The 18,438-nt window shown below is 68.6% G+C and carries 17 protein-coding genes and 2 pseudogenes; 8 read left to right on the forward strand and 11 right to left on the reverse strand.

The genetic code is table 11. The features are described from left to right. Positions 1 to 71 precede the first annotated feature (71 nt). Positions 72 to 1,079 (reverse strand): N-acetylglucosamine kinase, encoded by a 1,008-nt coding sequence (locus tag ACFQLX_RS05390; protein ID WP_386412533.1) that lies wholly within the window; start codon positions 1,077 to 1,079, stop codon positions 72 to 74. Positions 1,080 to 1,208: 129 nt separating this feature from the next. Further along, a pseudogene (locus ACFQLX_RS05395) lies at positions 1,209 to 1,667 on the reverse strand (uracil-DNA glycosylase); the annotation flags it as partial. On the opposite strand from ACFQLX_RS05395, the gene ACFQLX_RS05400 reads away from it, so the two are divergent. From ACFQLX_RS05400 to ACFQLX_RS05415, 4 genes are all read left to right on the forward strand, one after another. Beyond that, the gene (locus tag ACFQLX_RS05400; protein ID WP_386412875.1) at positions 1,662 to 1,844 is read left to right on the forward strand and encodes a hypothetical protein; all 183 of its coding nucleotides are present in this window, start codon (positions 1,662 to 1,664) and stop codon (positions 1,842 to 1,844) included. The pseudogene ACFQLX_RS05395 and the gene ACFQLX_RS05400 overlap by 6 nt on opposite strands. 243 nt (positions 1,845 to 2,087) lie before the next feature. Continuing rightward, the gene (locus ACFQLX_RS05405) at positions 2,088 to 2,318 is read left to right on the forward strand and encodes a hypothetical protein (RefSeq protein WP_386412535.1); all 231 of its coding nucleotides are present in this window, start codon (positions 2,088 to 2,090) and stop codon (positions 2,316 to 2,318) included. A 306-nt stretch (positions 2,319 to 2,624) separates the two neighbouring features. Further along, positions 2,625 to 5,012 carry a fibronectin type III domain-containing protein gene (locus ACFQLX_RS05410; protein ID WP_386412538.1) on the forward strand — a complete coding sequence of 796 codons (2,388 nt, stop codon included), beginning with the start codon at positions 2,625 to 2,627 and terminating at the stop codon, positions 5,010 to 5,012. A 114-nt stretch (positions 5,013 to 5,126) separates the two neighbouring features. Then, entirely contained in the window at positions 5,127 to 5,858 is a 732-nt protein-coding gene (locus tag ACFQLX_RS05415; protein WP_386412540.1) for a hypothetical protein, read from the forward strand. Between the two features lie 649 nt (positions 5,859 to 6,507). On the opposite strand, the gene ACFQLX_RS05420 is transcribed toward ACFQLX_RS05415, so the two are convergent. After that, positions 6,508 to 6,888, reverse strand: coding sequence for a hypothetical protein (locus ACFQLX_RS05420; protein ID WP_386412543.1), 381 nt, complete (start codon positions 6,886 to 6,888; stop codon positions 6,508 to 6,510). A 281-nt stretch (positions 6,889 to 7,169) separates the two neighbouring features. Between ACFQLX_RS05420 and ACFQLX_RS05425 the strand changes: the two genes are divergently transcribed. Beyond that, positions 7,170 to 7,871 carry an SRPBCC domain-containing protein gene (locus ACFQLX_RS05425; protein ID WP_386412853.1) on the forward strand — a complete coding sequence of 234 codons (702 nt, stop codon included), beginning with the start codon at positions 7,170 to 7,172 and terminating at the stop codon, positions 7,869 to 7,871. Here ACFQLX_RS05425 and ACFQLX_RS05430 read toward each other — a convergent pair. The 5 genes and pseudogenes from ACFQLX_RS05430 to ACFQLX_RS05450 form a co-directional block, all read right to left on the reverse strand. Then, a pseudogene (locus tag ACFQLX_RS05430) lies at positions 7,851 to 8,212 on the reverse strand (transposase); the annotation flags it as partial. The gene ACFQLX_RS05425 and the pseudogene ACFQLX_RS05430 sit on opposite strands and share 21 nt — an antisense overlap. Positions 8,213 to 8,280: 68 nt before the next feature. Then, positions 8,281 to 8,661 carry a hypothetical protein gene (locus ACFQLX_RS05435; protein WP_386412545.1) on the reverse strand — a complete coding sequence of 127 codons (381 nt, stop codon included), beginning with the start codon at positions 8,659 to 8,661 and terminating at the stop codon, positions 8,281 to 8,283. A gap of 34 nt (positions 8,662 to 8,695) precedes the next feature. After that, positions 8,696 to 9,250: an ATP-binding protein gene (locus tag ACFQLX_RS25790; protein WP_465270543.1), complete on the reverse strand. Its 555-nt coding sequence runs from the start codon at positions 9,248 to 9,250 to the stop codon at positions 8,696 to 8,698. Positions 9,251 to 9,313: 63 nt separating this feature from the next. Next, a complete protein-coding gene (locus ACFQLX_RS05445) occupies positions 9,314 to 9,856 on the reverse strand; it encodes an SMI1/KNR4 family protein (protein ID WP_386412548.1) in 543 nt (180 codons plus the stop codon). 51 nt (positions 9,857 to 9,907) lie between these two features. Then, a complete protein-coding gene (locus ACFQLX_RS05450; protein ID WP_386412550.1) occupies positions 9,908 to 11,275 on the reverse strand; it encodes a tetratricopeptide repeat protein in 1,368 nt (455 codons plus the stop codon). A gap of 216 nt (positions 11,276 to 11,491) precedes the next feature. Between ACFQLX_RS05450 and ACFQLX_RS05455 the strand changes: the two genes are divergently transcribed. Then, positions 11,492 to 12,133, forward strand: a complete 642-nt coding sequence (locus tag ACFQLX_RS05455; RefSeq protein WP_386412552.1) for a hypothetical protein — start codon at positions 11,492 to 11,494, stop codon at positions 12,131 to 12,133. Then, positions 12,126 to 13,394, forward strand: a complete 1,269-nt coding sequence (locus ACFQLX_RS05460) for a S1 RNA-binding domain-containing protein (protein ID WP_386412554.1) — start codon at positions 12,126 to 12,128, stop codon at positions 13,392 to 13,394. Before ACFQLX_RS05455 ends, ACFQLX_RS05460 begins: the two co-directional genes overlap by 8 nt. Positions 13,395 to 13,407: 13 nt before the next feature. Here ACFQLX_RS05460 and ACFQLX_RS05465 read toward each other — a convergent pair whose 3' ends face one another. Beyond that, positions 13,408 to 14,367, reverse strand: coding sequence for an NAD-dependent epimerase/dehydratase family protein (locus ACFQLX_RS05465; RefSeq protein WP_386412555.1), 960 nt, complete (start codon positions 14,365 to 14,367; stop codon positions 13,408 to 13,410). Positions 14,368 to 14,378: 11 nt separating this feature from the next. After that, positions 14,379 to 15,674 (reverse strand): nucleotide sugar dehydrogenase, encoded by a 1,296-nt coding sequence (locus ACFQLX_RS05470; protein ID WP_386412558.1) that lies wholly within the window; start codon positions 15,672 to 15,674, stop codon positions 14,379 to 14,381. A 347-nt stretch (positions 15,675 to 16,021) separates the two neighbouring features. On the opposite strand from ACFQLX_RS05470, the gene metG reads away from it, so the two are divergent. Then, positions 16,022 to 17,746 (forward strand): methionine--tRNA ligase, encoded by a 1,725-nt coding sequence (gene metG / locus ACFQLX_RS05475; RefSeq protein WP_386412560.1) that lies wholly within the window; start codon positions 16,022 to 16,024, stop codon positions 17,744 to 17,746. 32 nt (positions 17,747 to 17,778) lie between these two features. Here metG and ACFQLX_RS05480 read toward each other — a convergent pair whose 3' ends face one another. Beyond that, complete coding sequence (locus ACFQLX_RS05480) at positions 17,779 to 18,435, reverse strand: histidine phosphatase family protein (RefSeq protein ID WP_386412563.1); 657 nt, start codon at positions 18,433 to 18,435, stop codon at positions 17,779 to 17,781. Positions 18,436 to 18,438 lie beyond the last annotated feature (3 nt).

Here is an 18,438-nt window from a genome sequence, read left to right on the forward strand (position 1 = left end):
TTCGTCCAGGGGTGGTTCGGGCCTGTCCGAAGCCGCTCGGATCCGTTCGCATACGGTTCGTTTCCGGACTGCTACGAGAGGTGCAGGAGGCCGTGCTGCTGTACGGGCAGGCGCAGATCGTCCACCGCCAGTGCCTGGGCGATGCGCACCGCGCCCAGGAGCGGATCGCCGTCGGCGGTGTGGAGCACGGCGTGCGGCAGCCGGGTGCGCAGGGCGCTGTCCAGCGGCCCGAGCAGCGGCGCGCCCAGCTTCAGCAGCCCGCCGGTGAGGGCGACGGTGCCGCCGTCGGGGCAGACCGCCGCGGCCGAGGCGGCGATCTCACCGGCGGCCTCCGCGAGGATCGCGGCGGCGACGGGGTCGGCGGGGCCGCCGGACGGGCCGGGGGCCGCGCAGGCGGCGACCTCGGGTGCGAAGGAGGCGAGCACGGCCGGCCGGTCCGCGCGCGGATAGAGCAGGCCGGGCAGCCGCGGCGCCGGTCCGAAGACGGCCTCCAGTCGGCCCAGCAGGGCGGCCGAGCCGCCGGTGCGCCCGTCGTGGGCGCGCAGGGCCGCTTCCAGGCCGGCGCGCCCGATCCAGGCCCCGCCGCCGCAGTCGCCCAGCAGATGCCCCCAGCCGTCGGCGCGGCGCCAGCCGCTCCCGTCGAGTCCGGTGCCCAGGGCGATCAGACCCGTACCGGCGGCGACGACGGCACCCGGGCGCTGGCCGAGCGCCCCGGCGTACGCGGTCACGCCGTCCGCGGCGAGGGCGAGACGCCGTACCCCGAAGGACTCGGCCAGCGCGGCCGGCAGCCGCTCGCGCAGCTCACCGCCGAGGGTGGCCATCCCGGCGGCGCCGACGCAGGCCGCCTCCAGCCGGGGGACGCCCAGCTCGCCGAGCAGCTTCCCGGCGAGGGGCAGCACGCGGTCGAGCAGGCTCGCGGCGTCGATACCGCCCGCTCCGGTGACGGCCGGGTCCGCCAGGGAGGCGGTCGCCACCGCCCTCCCGGCCTCCCCGCCGCAGGCGACCCCGGCGACCGCCACCCGCACCCCGGACCCGCCGGAGTCCACCCCCAGCACCCAGCGCCCACGCTCATCGGTCATGGGCCCGAGGCTACCGACGCCCTGCCGGTCAGGGGACGGGGCCGCCGGTGAAGATCCGGCCGCGATCCGAGGACCGCCCCCGACGCCCTTCCGCACGGCGTCAGTCGACCGGCCCCGCACCCCGCCGCCTTACGGGAGTCGCCAGTCGACCGGCTGCGCGCCCTGCCGCTCCAGCAGCTCGTTCGCCCGGCTGAACGGGCGCGAGCCGAAGAAGCCGCGGTCCGCCGACATGGGGGAGGGGTGCGCCGACTCGATCGCCGGGACGTCGCCCAGCAGCGGGCGGAGGTTACGGGCGTCGCGGCCCCACAGGATCGACACCAGCGGCGTGCCCCGCGCCGCCAGCGCCCGGATCGCCTGCTCGGTGACCTCCTCCCAGCCCTTGCCGCGGTGCGCGCCGGGAGAGCGCGGCGCCGTCGTCAGCGCCCGGTTGAGCAGCAGCACCCCCTGCCGCGTCCACGGGGTGAGGTCGCCGTTGGACGGCCGGGGCAGGTCGAGGTCGGTGTGCAGCTCCCGGAATATGTTCTCCAAACTGCCGGGCAGCGGCCGCACTTCGGGCGCGACGGCGAAGCTCAGGCCGATAGCGTGACCGAGCAGCCCGGGGCCGCCTCCCCGCTGGAGACCCTGACGGCCGCGATACCCCCGCGCTACCGAGACGCCGCCGCCGACCACCCGCAGGTTCTCGCCTGGGCCCGCGAGGTCGCCGAGGCGGCCATCGCCCCAGCCAGGGAGCGCGCCGGCAGGTCACGACCGGCCCCAGCCTCCTGATGGCCGGCGTGGTCGGCGCGGGCAAGACCCACCATGCGTACGGAGCCGTCCGCCAGGCCGCCGCCACGCCCATGCAGTCGCTGCGCGAGCGGGGCCGCGCGCTGCCGGAGGCGGAACGCCGCGCGTACGAGGCGACGATCCAAGCATCCCTGTTGGAGGAGCGGCACCGACCGTACAGCTCACCCACGAAGACCGACGCGCTGCCTCAACCACCCGCGCGAACTGGCCCTTCGCGGCATCCCCGTGACGTGCTCGCCCGGCAGTGCCCGCCGCGACCGGCTCCTCCTCAACCACGCCCGCAACGTCTGGATCATCTGCCGCTGCAGCCACCAGTGGCTCGAACCCGAACTCACCCGAGCCGACTTCGACGCCCTGGTCGCCGCCCAGGGGGCCGGAACGACCTACCCCGCAGTCGCCCGAACGCTCGCAACGCCCGGTTTCGACGGCGTGCTCGCAGGGGCCTGCCTGCAGTAGGGCTACCGCCCTCCGCGTCCTTCCCCGCACCGATCCACAAGTCCTGAGCATCGCTCGGCTCGGACCAGGGCGTTGGAATATTTCCTGCGGGCCGCCGTCGACAGCGCAGGTCCAACGCGGCGCTGCGCAGATCCACGGATGCGAGGGTGCCGCTGCCCGTCGACAGCAGGGGCTGCTTCATGGCCATCCACGAGGTGCCATCCAAGCGTTGCCGGGCCCGCTGATACAGAGTCGCGCTACTGACAAAGGTATGAACTGCTCCTAGGATCGCGCCACTTATTGGAACAGATGTGCGCAGGAGGGGAAATGAAGAGGACTCATGTCCTAAGGCGCTTACGGGAGACGGCGATCCTGCTGTCACTCGCTCTCCCGCTGGGGCTGCTGAGCCTGCCGCCCACGTCGGCGGCCGCCGTCGAGCAGGTCCAGGTGCCACCCGCCGCGTGTGCGGACATGGCGCCGCCGAGTGAGGACGGCAACTCGATCGACGACGAAAACCACGCCGCCATCCGACTTGAGCTGCCGGCTCCTGGCGCGGAGGTCCCGGTCGACGCGGAGGGCAAGGTCGACCTCAGCGGCTTCCTGCACAAGCAGGCGAGCATGGTCGACATATCGGTCGGTAATGACATGGTGACGACCGATTTCGGCTTTGGCCCGCCCCCGACCGGCGAGTCGAACTGGGCGGCATCCTGGACCACGCGGTTCCGCCCGCCGCAGCTGGGCGAGACGCTGGTCTGCGTCCGCGCCGAGCGAGACCCCAAGCGGTTCGCCCGGGTCCTGCGCGAGTTCACGTTCGTCGACAAGATCGCGCCGAGCAACGTGACCGGGCTGACCGTCGGCGCTATCACCCACAACTCGGCCCGGGCCAGCTGGAATGCCGCTACCGACAACTACGGCTTGGCCGGCTATGAAATCCGGGTCGACGGCGGCCCGCCGATCCGCACTGACGCTGCCACCCGCTCCTACACCATGAGCGGCCTGCCGCCCGAGACCGAGCACACCATCTCCGTCGTCGCAGTCGACCTGGCCGGCAACGAGTCCGCGACGCCCGCCACGGAGACCTTCCGCACCGTGGCGACACCTCCCGATCCCGATCCCGAGCTGACGCTCAAGGTGGAGGAAGGCGGTGCCCTGGCCAAGTGGCAGCCCGATCCCAACGGCGACTACACCTACCGCCTCTTCCTCGACGGCCGACTCTACGAAGAGTTCCCGATGGCGCAGTACTGCGTGGATGCTTCGGGCAACCCGGCGGACCCGTGCACAGCCGAGAGCGTCATCGAGTACCCGATCGAGCCTCTCGAAGCGTCTACGCCCTACACGCTGCGCGTTGATGCGGTTCAGGAGGACGGCGCGGCGTGGCGGGACTTCGGTGGCGGTTTCATAACCGACGCGGTCACGCCCTCGGTGCCTGAGGAGGTCACGCAGAAGGCCTCCAGCGACAGTTCGCAGTGCGCTGCCCAGGGAGGTGACTTCTACGTTGCGGAGAGTGTCCGCTCTTCCGTGACGGTGCCGGCGGGCAGCACCGAGGTCTTCACCGGTTGCTACAAGGCCGCCGACGCCAGCTGCGTCGAGGAGCACATGCCTCCCGACGAGGATGAGAAGTTCGACTGCTCGGACGACGTCACCGCGATGCTCCGCGATCTGGCCTCGCCCGGTGGCGGGCCTGCGCTCTCACCGCTGAGCAGCTCCACCGGCGGCATGCAGCCGCTGTTCGATCCCGGCAATCCCATCCAGCCCCTCGTCGTGTGCCTGGAGAGCCGGGCCTGCACCATGCTGCTGGCGCCGCCCGCCACCGCGGCGGCGGCGGCCGTATCGGCGAGCACTATCTCCGTGGTCGTGTACTGGCTGGCGGTGATCGCCGGGGCGATCGTCATCGGGGTCGCGCTGGGCCTGATATGGGCGATCATCGACGCCAGCCCGATAGCCATCGGCGGCATCCTGGAATATCCGATCAAGTACACCGACGACTTCAACACCTACGACGACTGGGGTCTGGAAGACGGGCGGTGGTACCACAGCCTGACGGCGTACGCTCAGACCATCAGGACGACCAAGGATCTGACTGCGAAGTACAACCTGCCGTTCGCCTGGACCAGCCTGGATGACTCGGACCTACGAGCAAACATCGATCAGGCGTGTGCTGCGCAGAAGCAGGCGAGCAGCACCAGCGCCCCCTGCGATGACGACGTCGCCTTCTACGTCCCGGGCGGCCGGAACTACAAGTTCAAGCCGATGCAGGAGACCGGCAAGCACATAGTGGAGGCCATGGGCGACGGTCGCTGGCCCTCCGGCGGGCGGGTCAAGTGGTTCGGCCCGGCACGCAGCATCAACGGCCAGGCGGCGATCAACGCCGGCTACGACCGCAACTGGTACTACAACGATCCCCGTTTCACGCCGAACGCCTGTCAGCCGCGTCCGCTGCCCGGTTCAGGGAAGACGTGTGACGAGTTCCCGTTCTGGGCCACCGACCAGGCGGTCAACCTTTCGGGCATCAATGCGGATGTGCGGCATGTGCCCACCTCGGAGTCGCTGCCACAGGGCAGTGACATCTCCGCGTTCAGCAGCAAGTGCAAGGTGGACGACGGAGAGCGGTACATCGTGCTGCCCATCAAGCCATGGGTCGCGGCACAGGCGCCGAGCTTCGGCTTCCGGATCAACGGCAGCGGGGCCAGCGTCTGCATGGAACCGTCGCTGTAGCGGTGGGAGGGCCCGGAATCCTTCGAGATTCCGGGCCCTTGCCGGGGTTCGGGCCCTTGCTGGGCCCGGGCCCGTCTACGGTGCTCAGGGAAACTCCTACGCAGGGGGCTGGCCATGCTGGACGACATCTCCGTACTGCGTGTCGCCACGGCTGGATACCGGGCGGCGGCGACCGCCGCAGGCCTGCCCTGGCCCGACCTGGCCACTCCACCCCCGGTGGTGGACCCGCCGGAGCAGGTCCACCGCATCTTCGCCGTGGAGCGCATCCCCGAGCAGCTCACCTGGCTGCACAGCCAGGGCTGGCAGGAACGCCGGCTGCTGCCGAACGGCGGCTGGCTGCTTCCCTGGCCGACCGACCCCGACGAGGCGCTCGGCCAACTGTCGCTGTCGGTCGGCGTCCCGTTCCCCTGGCGGCAGCAACTGCCGCTGTTCCACTTCGAGTTCCTCATCTACACCTTCGTACTAGGTGGGGAGCACGAGGGGCAGATCTGGCGGTACGAAATCTCCCCGGACGCCTGGGACGCGGTACGCGCCGCCCCCAGCCTGGCGGCGCTGTTCACCGAGTGGACCAAAGGGCTCGAGGTAGGCGTGGTCTACCTCAACGACCTCGACGGCTGCCTCGCCGTGGGCGAGCCCGGCCGCCGGGCCATCGATACGCTCCTCGAACACACCCCGGGCCTCGACCCGCTGGCCTTCCCGGTCTCGATGCCCGAGCAGCCTGTGCTGCGACAGCGGCAGACCGAATGCGGGGTCGATATGGACCGCGTTGGTCCCGCCCAGGGCTTCGAGAGCTTCGAAGCCCTGGGCGAGGAGATCGAGGCGGTACGCGCCACGCTCGACCTGTGAGGCCCATGGGTCGGAGTCGCCGATGTTGAGACGCTCTTTGAAATGCGATGATCTGCGCCGTGGTGTGGTCGCGTAGCGAGTGGCGTGGGAGAGGTGAGGTTTGGCCCGGGCGGCTTCCGAGAGCGGACCACCGGGGTTGAGGCGGACCCCCTGCCCGCCGATGTTGATCTTGCGGGACTTCTCCCAGTGCTCGCGGACGGTGGTGTCCTGAAGGTAGACCTAACGGACTGTCATCTGGCGAGTCGTGATCAAGGATGCGGCGTACGACTTGCTGCGGGACATCCTGGTTGATCATTCGGGGCCCAGGGTGTGACGTCACTGGTGCGGGGCGCAGTGCATCGGGCAGCCATGCGTATTCGACGTTCTTCGCCGGGCGGGGATAGAGAAGCCGGTTGGCATCGGATCCACCGGCTGCGGTGTCGTGTCGATTGGACGGTTGGTGGCTGCGTTCCGAGCGCGAGATCCGGGGCAAGCTGCTCGTTCCCGTTCGGCGTCGGTTCCGGTGGCGGCGGAGGGCGCGCTCATACGCGAAAGGGGCATGCGGACTCCGGGGAGTAAGCCGGGACGAGTGTGGCGGGGGCGGCGCGCGAGGCGCTCTGCACCTGGTCATCGAGGGAGCTCCGGTTCTGGACGGAATTGGTGGAAGGGGTTATCGCGTACGGGAGGCGCGCGCCGGGGGAGTGCTCACCGCGGCGGCCGTGGCGTTGGCTGCGAGCGACGTCCGTGCGGCAGTGGCGGTGGCGTGCGGCCCCAACAGGTGCGAGGCGTCCGCCGAGTCGTCGACGTACAGGGCGGAGTCGAGGGCCACCTCGTAGCGCGCGGCGCGCAGCATCTGGGCCGCGTGGGTGGACATGGCGGCGCGATGCCGCTCGGGGGTAGTGGAGTGCAGGCGCCAACGCAGCCCGTATCGGTCCTCGATCTGCTCGAAGCCGGCATGCCGCAGGAGCCCCGCCGACAACACGTCGCGGGCCCCTTCGGCACAGACACCGCCCAGAGGATCGGCGGCAATGGTGATGTGCGGGGCAGACACGTACGGATCTCCTGGAGTGCGGGGTTGGAGCGGGAGCCCGGAGGGCCGGGCCGCCAGGAGAGGATCCACGCAATTGTCGACTTGGGTCCGCCGAAGATCTCTGCTAGACGCTGCTTATCTCGGGTCTCTATGGGCTGCAACCGAACCGCCGTTACTGGGCGTCAATGAGGGTATGTGCTCCTGGGTGGGGAAGGACCGCAGGAATGAGTGCTCTCGTACGCAAGCTGAACGCTATCGTCCGGACGGTCGGTACCAAGATCCTCCCGGCCGGCGAGGTTTGCATGATCCAGCTCAGCTACACCTACGAAGCTGAACTCACCGAAGTGTGGGATGCCCTCACCAATGCCGAGCGGCTGAGCCGCTGGTACGGGCCGATCCAAGGCGATCTGCAGCAGGGCGGTACCTATCGGCTCTTCAACGACGAAGGCAACAGCAATGAACGCGGCAAGATACTTCTCTGCGAGCCGCCCTACGCCTTCAAAGTCCAATACACCGCCATTCCCACTGTTTCCCGCTACTCGAAACCCTGCTATCCCGAGGAATTCGCCGCGCAAGTGGCCTATGCGGAAGCACACGACGATGACATGTGGATCGAGGTGCGCCTGGAGCGCGTCGGAGATCGCACCACACTCGTCCTGCAGTTTCTTTACGCTGCGCCCGACGAGCAGGATCTAGCGAGCCTGTTCGGCCCTTGCTGGATTGGCTATTACGTGGATGCCTACGTGCTCTCGCTCGACCGACACCTCCGCGGCAAGCGATTGATCAAGGGATGGGAGAACACCGCTGCCGGCAAGCGGGCAGCGGTCCTCAGCGCGCAGGAGTGGGGCAAGGCTTCAGTGGCGGCTGGCTTCCCCGCGGACGAGGTGGCCGAGCAGGTGGAAGGCCTGATCTTTATTATCAACGACAAACTGACGTCAGAGGTCATCGATGCCGTATTCGGTGCCATCTTTGAAGGCATCGATGCCACTGAGTCGAGCTCTTAGACCGTGCTGCGAACGGACGGCGGGTATACCCAAGACCAGTGGTTTGAACGCCTTGCTGTCATGCAGATTCGCCCCTGACACCGCACCGCTAGCGGCAGGCCCTGGGCCTCGGACAGCACGTGAAGTTTGCTGCCTTTCTTCCCATGATCGACCGGATTCGGCCCGGTCGGCGAGCCGCCCCTTCTCGCCCGCACCGACGCGGCATCGATGATCGCGGACGACCAGTCCAGCTCACCTCGGGCACCGAGTTCGTCCAGCATCGCCCGGTGCAACTTGCGCCACAACCCGGCCTCGGTCCACACCGTGAACCGGCGATGTGCAGTGGCCGGCGGGACGCCGAACGACTCCTGTGGACGATCACGTAATTCCCCAGGGCCGAGTTCACGTTATTCCCCAGGGGCTGCCCGCTTCATCGGTCGATCGACCACGCTGCGCTGGCGGGTGGGGTGCCCGCGGTGATGATGTGGTGGACGATCTGCAGTGCTTCTGCCAGGGGCGCTGTGTCCTCGTCGGGATACTCATCGTGCTGGCCGTTGGCGAGGATGAAGCCTGCGCTGTGGCCCTCGGCTTCGGGGGTGATGGCGTGCTCGCCGGGATCGTCTTCGTCTTCCAGGAGCATCACCATCGCGCGTTCGGTGTTGGTGATCACAGCGAGTGCGCGGCCTCGGGAACTGGTCAGCCACGTCTCCAGCTGTCCGTCCGCGATGCGTTCACGGAGCAGGGCCAGTGCCGCTGTGGGCGACGCCGGCGCCGTTCCGTCAATGAATGTCCAGGACTCAAGCATGCGCATGACCTTCTCACATTCGCATGCGGTCGCGATGGTTCTAGCTGGTTGGAGGCTTGTCGGTCGGATTCTTGGGCCGCTTGTTCGGCCGGTAGCTGGGGCCGTTCATGATGACCTGGCGGCTGGTGTTGATCGGCTGGTCCAGGAGGGACTCGGCGACGACGAGGTTGGGGAAAAGGGGATACCAGTCGCTGGGCGCCCGGTTGCTGGTGATGATCAGGGACCGGCCCTGCCGTTCGGGTTCAAGAAGTTCCCCGGGATCGCAGCACACATCGACATGATATGGCGCAAGACCAACGTCGACTGGGGCAACCGCAACGGTGGAAAGCCGCTCACTTTCCTGGACGAAAAGCTGTCCGCTGACGGCGCCAGCTAGACGCAGCAGTACCGCAACCGTCAGGTAATACGCGGTAGAAAATGGACAAAGTGCCTGGGCGTCGGCCTGTTCAGTGGCATGTGGACGCGGGCGCGCCGCGTACCGACGTGGAAGGCTGCGACGAGTTCGCCTTCGCCAACGCCTAAGCGCCTGATGGAGGACGACGACTACTGGGTCGGCCTCGACGGATTCACCGTACCCACTCCGTAACCGGACCATGAGAAGTGCCCCCCGACCGTTCTTCGGTTCCGGGGGGCACTTGCGTTTCGCGATCTCACCGCCTCACGACCAGACAAGTCGCCCATCGACAACGGAACAGATCGGATAGTCCCCCGCGCCGATCCTCGCCAGCGTCTCCGCCACGGAGTCGAAGTAGTGAGCCAGTGACGCGTACTCGCCGGTGATCGTGGGCGCACCCACGAACCATCTGCCGATACGTCCGTCTCTCGCGTCGATGAACTGTCCCATCCAGCTGTCCCGGTCCGACTGGAACGGGATCCACTCCTCGCGCCAGTCGCCCCCACCGGACAAGGGGTGATTCGCGTAGAGCCTCTCCATCGCCCGGATGCCCAGGAAGAAGCTCCCCTCGTCCGGGAATCCAGCGTAGCCGCAGCAGGCGACGTCGTCGTCCACATCGTCCTCGGGAAGATCCAGGTTGTTCTGCAGCAGCCACGCCCGCAGGTCCTGAGGCAATGAGACACCCATACGCTCCTCGGCGGCCGCGAGTATCCGCTCCGGGGCCGGGCCGGGCAGGTCCGCGTGATCGGCCGGAGCGTGCTCTTGGAGGAGATTCATTACGCGGGACCAGCTCTCCACCACACTCATTCCCCGCTGCCCCCCTCTGCACAGATTCGCTATGCCACTCAACGGACTCACCTACTGTACAGAGCCACGGTCGGACTGAATGGCCGCGTCGCGCCGCCGGCTGGCCGCATGCTGTTCGGCGAGGGAGGGCATTCCGGCGATGGCTTCGGTGGCGCGGCCATGCCGGATGAGCAGCTCGGCCACTTCCGACGGCCGCAGTTCGGTATCCGCCCGCAGCAGCATGAGAGCTTCCTCAAGGCGCCCCATCTCTTCCATGATCCATGCCTTGCTGACCGTCAGGTCGTACGTGTCCGGTGGCAGCGTCTCAGCGTAGGCGAGGGCCTCCTCGTGCCGGCCGGCCTCACCCAGCAGCCATATCCGGTTCGAGCTGAACCAGGATGAATGCTCCTCGACGAACTCAGCACTGCGTTCGTCGAGGAGCGCCAGGGCGTCGTCCGGCCGTCCGGCTTCGTGTAGCAGGTGGATGATGCCTTCAAAGAGGCAGGCATCGTGGTAGTCGAACGTCGGGCGACCCACCTCGACGGCTTCCTCGATCCGGCCTTGGCGGCCCAGCAGTTCGATCAGGGGCCAGCGGAACCGGTCCGGATACTCGGCGGTCGCGATGAAACGCCGCAGCGCGGCCTCGGCCACATCTGCCTGTCCGTCGTCTTCGAGTGCCCGCGCGTAGTACGCGAGCGCCTCACCCGCATGCTTGCCGGTGCCCAGTACGCGCAGTTCCTCCAGGCGCCCGTGGCGCCGCAGGAGCTCGGCGTAGGCGATCAGTGTGTTCTGGACCAGGAAGTGCCCTGCTGCGATGTCTGCCCCAAGCATCCGTACGGCCTCGTCGGTCCGGCCCGCGCGCTCCAGGACCTGGGCTTGGAGATCTTGTGCGTTGCTGGGGTGGAAGCTCCATCGCTCCTCGCCGCGGGCGCTACGGGCCCGCTCAGCGTGGGGTGCGATCAGCTCCAGGACCTGTTCATCACGGCCCTGGTCCACTGTCAGCTCGACGAGGGTGGACAGAATCCACTCCCTGTCCAGATGCGGCGTGAGTACGGTGATCGCCTCGTTTAGCCTGCCCGCCTTGGCCAGCAGTTCTGCGAAGTCGTGGCACACCCACTCCGAGGCCAGGCCCTCCTCGTCCGGGCGTACGGCGTCCAGTGCCTGCTGCACCCTCCCCGCCTCGAGCAGGACCTCGGCCTTCTCCCAGCGCGCCCGGTTCCACCCAGCCTCGATGAACGGCTCCAGCACGCCCAGGGCCCGCTCGACCTCGCCTGCCCGGGACGGCTCGCGAGCCGCCGCCTGGGCACAGAACCACTCCCCCCGCTCCGACGCGGCCTGAACCAGCAGCTCCACCTCACCCCGCTCCACGAGCATGGTGACCAGGCGGGGAGGTATTCCGCCGAGTGTCCGTGACTGCCATTCAAGATCGTCAATGTTCACGGGCCTGAGCGTACGGGCAACTACTGACAGGCTTCATCGACCAGCTGCCAGAGCCCACTAGCTCTATGCCGGAAATACAGGCTGGCAGACGGGTTCCCCCGTCAGACTCCTGGCAGATTCCGCGAACCCGCGTGCTTCGAGTGGGAGAGGCCGATAGCCGAGTCAGCCCATGGGATGGTTGTTCGACTGATCGATGTTCGACCTACACTCGATCGGATGCGGCCTGAGAGTTCACACGCCCCGCTGGAGGCGGCCTTCCCCAGGGCGCTGCGTGACGACGTCCAGGTGGTGCTGCGGCTCCTGCCGCCTGCCCGGTTCTCGTCTTCCCCATCATTCTCGGCGACAGTCCAGGGGGAGGACATCGCCATTCCCTACCGTCTGTACAACGATGAGCCGACAGGGAGTGCGGACGCGGCGCTGACGCCAGTCCAGTCGGCGATCCTGCACTGCCTCTACACCCGGCACCACGACGGTGTGGTCCGGCAACGGCATCTGGAACGGGTCGTCGGTGTCGCGGAGCCCTGGATTGCGCCCTACGTCGTCCAACTCGTCGGGGAGTACGTCGTAGAAATCGTGGTGGCCGCCCGGAAGGGGCTTGTCGACCTCGATGCCCCGGACAGCCGTCAGCACGCCGTCTACGGCGCGTTCGTCGCGGCCAACCGCACACTCTTCGACACCACGCAGCGCCGGGCGGTGAGCTACTGGAGTTGCTACTACCGACACCGCTACGAGACCTTCCAGAGTTACCCGGGCTGTGGACTCCTCGACTCTCTCTGGAACGCGGCGACGCACCGTACGGGCCAACCCAGATCCCGACTTATCCCAGTTACCCGTGCCAGGAGCCTCCGCGATGCGTGAACCCGTTGACGATCATGACTGCCTGCCCTACGTGTACCGCGTCACCAAGTACGATCCGGCCGACCGCGATGGGTGGGGCCGCTATACCGGTGCCGAAGACAGCGACAGTGACCACGGGCCCGTCGAGGCGGCGTACCTTCAGGCGGTACGTGCTTTCGCGGAAGACAGCGGGGTCGACCGCCTGGAGATCCGAGAGCCGGCGCTGGCCGGGTTCGTCCACTTCGAGCTTGAACCGCCGGCCGAGGGCCATGGCCTGGCCGGACTCTTCCCCGACAGCCTGGCCGGCTACCACGACGGCGCAGAAGTGTCACTCGCGGTCGGGGTGGACCTGGTGAGGGCCATGCTGCGGGGCGCCGGAGCATGGTGTCGACTTGAGGTAGCGGGAGCGTTTCGCGTTCACGTCGGATGGGACCAGTACGTCTACGTCAGTAGCGCTGCCCCGTGTGAACGCGCGCTGGCGCACACCCGGACCCTCAGCCTCTTCCCCGAACGGCTGGACGCCTCCCCCTACGACGCGGCGTCCGACGAGGAACCGGGCGAACAGCGCCCCGCAGACGACGACTTCTGGGACAGACTGAGGTACCTCGCAGGCTACGGTCCCCTCCTCCTCGAAGAGGGCCACGTTCTCAACTCCTCTCGCTGGCACCGGATCACGCAGGCGAACATCGACACTGTCCGAACCGGCCTCGCGCCCCGAGCCCGACTCTTGGTGTGGCCAGACCTGACTGCGGATATTGACTCCGTACGCTCCCGCCTGCGCGAAGAGGGGTCGTGGGAGCTGGTGTGGGAAGACGCGGACGGGCGGATCTCCAGCGCGGTTGTCGACGACGAAGAACTTGCCGCAGTCGACGACGCGCTCTCCACAGCGCGAGCCGCAGCAGTGCATTCCATCATCATGGACGAGTGCCACCCGCTGTTCAGCGCTGTCCTGCCCGATGCGGACGGCGTACTGCGCGCCCGCTGGAGGACCAACCCCTGCCCAGGTGACCAGCGCTGGGAACAACTCAAGGCGTTCCAGGTCGGCGAGGTCCTGACCGGCACGGTGTCCGAGATCGCGAGTTTCGGCGTGGTGTTCGTCGACCTCGACGGCGTCCAAGGACAGATCAACATGCCGGAGTTGTCCTCGCGGCAGTTCAGCCACCCCTCCGAGATCGTGTCCGTAGGGGAGGAGCTCACGGTCCGGATCCTCGACGTCGATCTCGTACGCGAACGCGTGGCGCTCTCGTTGCGATCGCTACCCCTGTCGACATCGACGCGTTAGGGCCGGGCAGCGCTCATCCGGCTCTGCTCGTAGCTGGCGCTGCCACTGCGGAACGGAACCAGTCCACTGTCGTCGCGATTCCCTTCTGGATCGGCAGTGCTGTCAGCGTCGGGAACAGCGCTCGCAGGCGGGCGTTGTCCGCCTGGGAATGGGGGACGTCACCCGTGCGCGGAGCCCGGTGCTCGCGGTGGACGGGTTGCCCGGTCGCGGATGCGATCTCCTGGATCAGGTCCAGCAGGGAGGTGCGGGTTCCGAAGGCCAGGTTCACCGGGAGGGGGGTTGCCACCCGGCGCAGGAGGGCGTCGGTGAGGACGCGGCAGACCGTTCCCACGTAGGTGAAGTCCCGTGTCTGGCTGCCGTCGCCGTGCACGGCCACCGGGCGGTCGGCGAGGGTGGCGCTGATCCACTTCGGGATGACGGCGGCGTAGGCGTGGTCGGCGCGCTGGCCGGGGCCGTAGACGTTGAAGAGGCGGAAGGGCAGCACCGGCAGGTCGAAGCTGTGGTGGTAGGCGCTCAGGTACGCCTCCGTCGTGAGCTTGGTGACCGCGTACGGGCTCATCGGGGCGGAGGGGAGGTCCTCGTGCTTCGGTAGACGGGGGTTGGCGCCATAGACCGAGGACGAGGAGGCGGCGATCACGTGCGGGCCGCCGGCGCGGCGGGCCGCTTCGAGGACCTGGAGGGTGCCGGTCGTATTGGCGTGGTGGCTGGCCAGGGGATCTCGCAGGGAGCGCGGTACGGAGGGAAGCGCGGCCAGGTGGACGACGGCGTCGGCACCCCGCAACGCCCGGTCGAGGAGGGCGGCGTCCTGGACATCGCCCTCGTGGAAGTCCACGCTGAGGCCGGCGAGGTTCGCCCTGTCCCCGGTGGAGAGGTTGTCGACGACCCGGAGTCGGGTGACCTGGGGCTGCTCGGTCAGGGCGCGGACGAGGTTGCTGCCGATGAATCCGGCACCGCCGGTGATCACGATCTGCACGTGGTTTCCCTTCAGAGAGAGTCGACATGGGCGCCGGTGAGCCGGCGGCGGCAGTCGAGGATGTACGGGGCGTGCGCGCTGATCAGGGGGTAGTCGAAGGCGTCGTGGTCCGCGAGGAGGACGACGGCGTCGGCCGCCGCGAGGAGGCGGGGAGTCACGTCGATGCGCTGGAGTTCCGCCAGGCTGGCGGCGCGGGGGTGGGCATCGTCCAGGACGTGGGGGTCGGCAGCCTGGACGAGGGCGCCCATGGCGGTGAGGAGTTCGGCGATCCGGGCCGCCGGTGTCTCGCGGGCGTCCCCGGTGTTGGCCTTGTACGCCACGCCGAGCAGCAGGATGCGCGAGCCTTTGAGCGGCTTCCCGCGTTCGTTCAGGCCCGCTGCGAGACGCCGTACCACGTAGTCGGGCATGTGGTTGTTGACGTCGTTGGCCAGCTCGACGAAGCGGAAGTTCCGCCCCAGGGTCCGCTCGACGCGCCACGACAGGTACGAGGGGTCGACGGGCAGGCAGTGGCCTCCGACCCCGGGGCCGGGGGTGAAGCGCATGAACCCGAACGGCTTGGTGGACGCAGCGTCGATGGCAGCCCAGATATCGATGCCCAGGTCGTGGGCGAAGATCGCCAGCTCGTTGGCGAGGGCGATGTTCACATGCCGGAAGGTGTTCTCCAGGAGCTTGGTCAGCTCGGCTTCCTTGCAGCCGGCCACGGGCACGACCGTGTCGACGATGGACGCGTAGAAGTCGCGGACCGCTTCCATGCAGGCCGGGGTGAGGCCCGAGACGACCTTCGGCGTGTTCTCCAGCCGCCAGGTGGGGTTGCCCGGGTCGATGCGCTCCGGGCTGTAGCCGAGGTGGAAGTCGCGGCCGGCGCTCAGCCCGGAGCCGCGTTCGAGGAGCGGGCGGAGCACCTCCTCGGTCGTCCCGGGGTACGTGGTCGACTCCAGGACGACGATCGCGCCGGGGGTGAGGTAGCGGGCGAGCGTCCGCGCTGCGTCCTGGATGTGCGACAGGTCCGGCGCGCCGTCGCACAACGGGGTCGGGACGGTGATGATCGCGATATCGAAGCCGGCGCAGTCGGACTGCTCGACGGTCGGTCGGTAGGCCCCGGCGGTGAGCAGCGGCGCCAACCGGGCGCCCGGGATGTCCTCGACGTACGACTCGCCGAGCATGAGCCGCTTGATCCGCCGGACGTCCGTGTCGAGGCCGACGACACGGTGTCCGACCTCGGCGGCCCGCACCGCCAGCGGCAGCCCGACGTATCCCTGCCCCACGACGACGACGCGCAGCCGACGGACCTGGCGATTGCTGATCATGCAGTCCACCTTGTCGAGGTCGAGGAGGGATAAGAGGGGTGATGTCCGTGGTGGGTGGGAGCCGTAAGATGGTGGGTGCCTCGGCCGTTCGGGACTCGCTTGGCCGCCTGTCCTGGACGGCCGAGCGTTTTACGGGAGCGGCAGTCGCGGGGGAGTGGCGGGGCGGGAAAACCCGTGGGCCGGTCGGCCTTCCGGTTCGATACGATGCCGGTGGCCTGCAGTCCCGTTCCGTCACCGTGTGTGACGTCGACGTGCGATCGGAGCGATCGCGGTGACTGCGGCCTCCCGACCTGGGCCCGCCGTGGCAGCGCCATCGGCGCCGTACGTACGAAATGGAGCATCCAAGGATGGCTCGACACCTGGTAACCAGCGCGCTTCCCTACATCAACGGGATCAAGCACCTGGGCAACATGGTCGGGTCGATGCTCCCCGCAGACGTCTACTCCCGCTATCTGCGCCAGCGCGGCCACGACGTCCTCTACATCTGCGCCACCGACGAGCACGGCACGCCGGCCGAGCTGGCCGCCAAGGCGGCCGGGCTCTCGGTCGAGGAGTTCTGCGCCCAGGCGCATGACGCACAGCGGGCCGTCTACGAGGGATTCGATCTGGCCTTCGACTACTTCGGGCGCAGCTCCTCGCCGCAGAACGTGGAGATCACCCAGCACTTCGCGCGCAAGCTCCATGAGAACGGCTTCATCGAGGAACGCGCTATCCGCCAGGTCTACTCGCCCGTCGACGGCCGTTTCCTGCCCGACCGCTACGTCGAGGGCACCTGCCCGCACTGCGGGTACGACAAGGCCCGCGGTGACCAGTGCGAGAACTGCACCCGCGTCCTGGACCCGACCGACCTGATCAACCCGCGTTCGGCGATCAGCGGTTCCACGGACCTGGAGGTCCGCGAGACCAAGCACCTCTTCCTGCTGCAGTCGAAGCTCCAGCACGAGGTCGAGGAGTGGATCGCCACCGTCAGCGACCAGTGGCCGCACCTGTCCACGTCCATCGCCCGCAAGTGGCTGACCGAGGGCCTGAACGACCGCGCCATCACTCGCGACCTCGACTGGGGCGTCCCTGTCCCGGCCGACACCTGGCCCGAGCTCGCGGCCGAGGGCAAGGTCTTCTACGTCTGGTTCGACGCCCCGATCGAGTACATCGGCGCGACGAAGGAGTGGGCGGACGCCGCCTCCGACGGCGAGACCCGCGACTGGAAGTCGTGGTGGTACGAGGCCGACGACACCGTCCGGTACACGCAGTTCATGGCGAAGGACAACGTCCCCTTCCACACGGTGATGTTCCCGGCCACCGAGCTCGGCGTGCGCGAGCCCTGGAAGAAGGTCGACGTCGTCAAGGGCTTCAACTGGCTGACGTTCTACGGGGGGAAGTTCTCCACCTCGCAAAAGCGCGGCGTCTTCACCGATGCGGCCCTGGAGATCCTGCCCAGTGACTACTGGCGCTACTTCCTGATCGCCAACGCCCCCGAGTCCGACGACTCCTCCTTCACCTGGGAGCACTTCACCGCCACGGTCAACAAGGACCTGGCCGACACCCTGGGCAACTTCGTCAACCGCGTCCTGTCCTTCTCCCGCAAGCGCTTCGGCGACGACGTTCCGGCAGGCGGCACCGCCGGCGAGGCGGAGGCGAAGCTGGGCGAGGAGATCGCGGGCCTGCTGGCCGAGTACGAGGAGCAGATGGAGGCGCTGCAGTTCCGCAAGGCCGCCGCCGCCCTGCGCGCCCTGTGGTCGGCGGGCAACTCCTACCTGGAGGAGAAGGCCCCCTGGCTCCAGGTCAAGACCGACCCCCAGGACGCCGCGCTGACCCTGCGCACCGCGATGAACCTGATCCACCTGTACGCGGTCGTCTCCGAGCCGTTCATCCCGGCCACCGCCGCCGCCATGCGCGGGGCCTTCGCCCTGGCGGACGACACCGCGACCTGGGTGAGCGCCGAGCAGGCCAGGGCCCTGGACGCGGTCCCGGCCGGCACCGCGTTCACCGTGCCCCCGGTGCTCTTCGCGAAGATCACCGAAGAGGACCTGGAGTCCTACCGCGAACGCTTCGGCAGCGCCCCGGACGCCTGAGAGGCCCTCCCGCGCCCGTACCGTCCCGCCCCTCATCGGGCGGTACGGGCGTCGAGGAGACCGGGCAGCTCCGCAGGTGCGGCGTTCATCAGCCGCACGCGCGGTGTCGGGCCGCCGACCTCCACCCGCGTGACCGCGGCCGAGCCGGGTACGTACGAGAGGTAGCGGTCGAAGCCGCTCCCCGTCAGCCACAGCAGCAGGCAGGCGATGCCCCCACCGTGCCCGACGAGGACGGTCGTTCGCGCCGCCCCCGCGCAGACCTCGTCCCACAGGCCCACGTAACGGGCCTGGACGTCCTCGGACGACTCGCCGCCCGGTGTGCGGAGCCGGTGGATTGGCACACCGTGGCGAGCGGCCTCGGCGGCGGCGAGCTGTTTGGGTCGCCCCCCGAGGTAACCGCTGTCCTTGGCGGCCAGACGCGCATCGACGCGGACATCGGCCGGAGCGAGCGCGGCGGTGAGAATCCCGGCCGACTCACGGCAGCGGGACACCGGGCTGACGAGCATCTGCTCCACGGCGACCCCGGCCCGCGCAAGGACGGATCCGACGAGCCGCGTGTCGGCGCGCCCGCGCTCGCTGAGCCGGCCGCCCACCGCGCGGCCCTGGTGGATGCCCTGGAGATTCTCCTCCGTCTCACCGTGCTTGACCAGGTAGATGTGCTGGGTGCCCAGGGCGTCGTCTCCCCTCATTTC

Origin of the sequence: Streptomyces polyrhachis, from assembly GCF_042663125.1 — a bacterium.
GTDB lineage: Bacteria > Actinomycetota > Actinomycetes > Streptomycetales > Streptomycetaceae > Streptomyces > Streptomyces polyrhachii.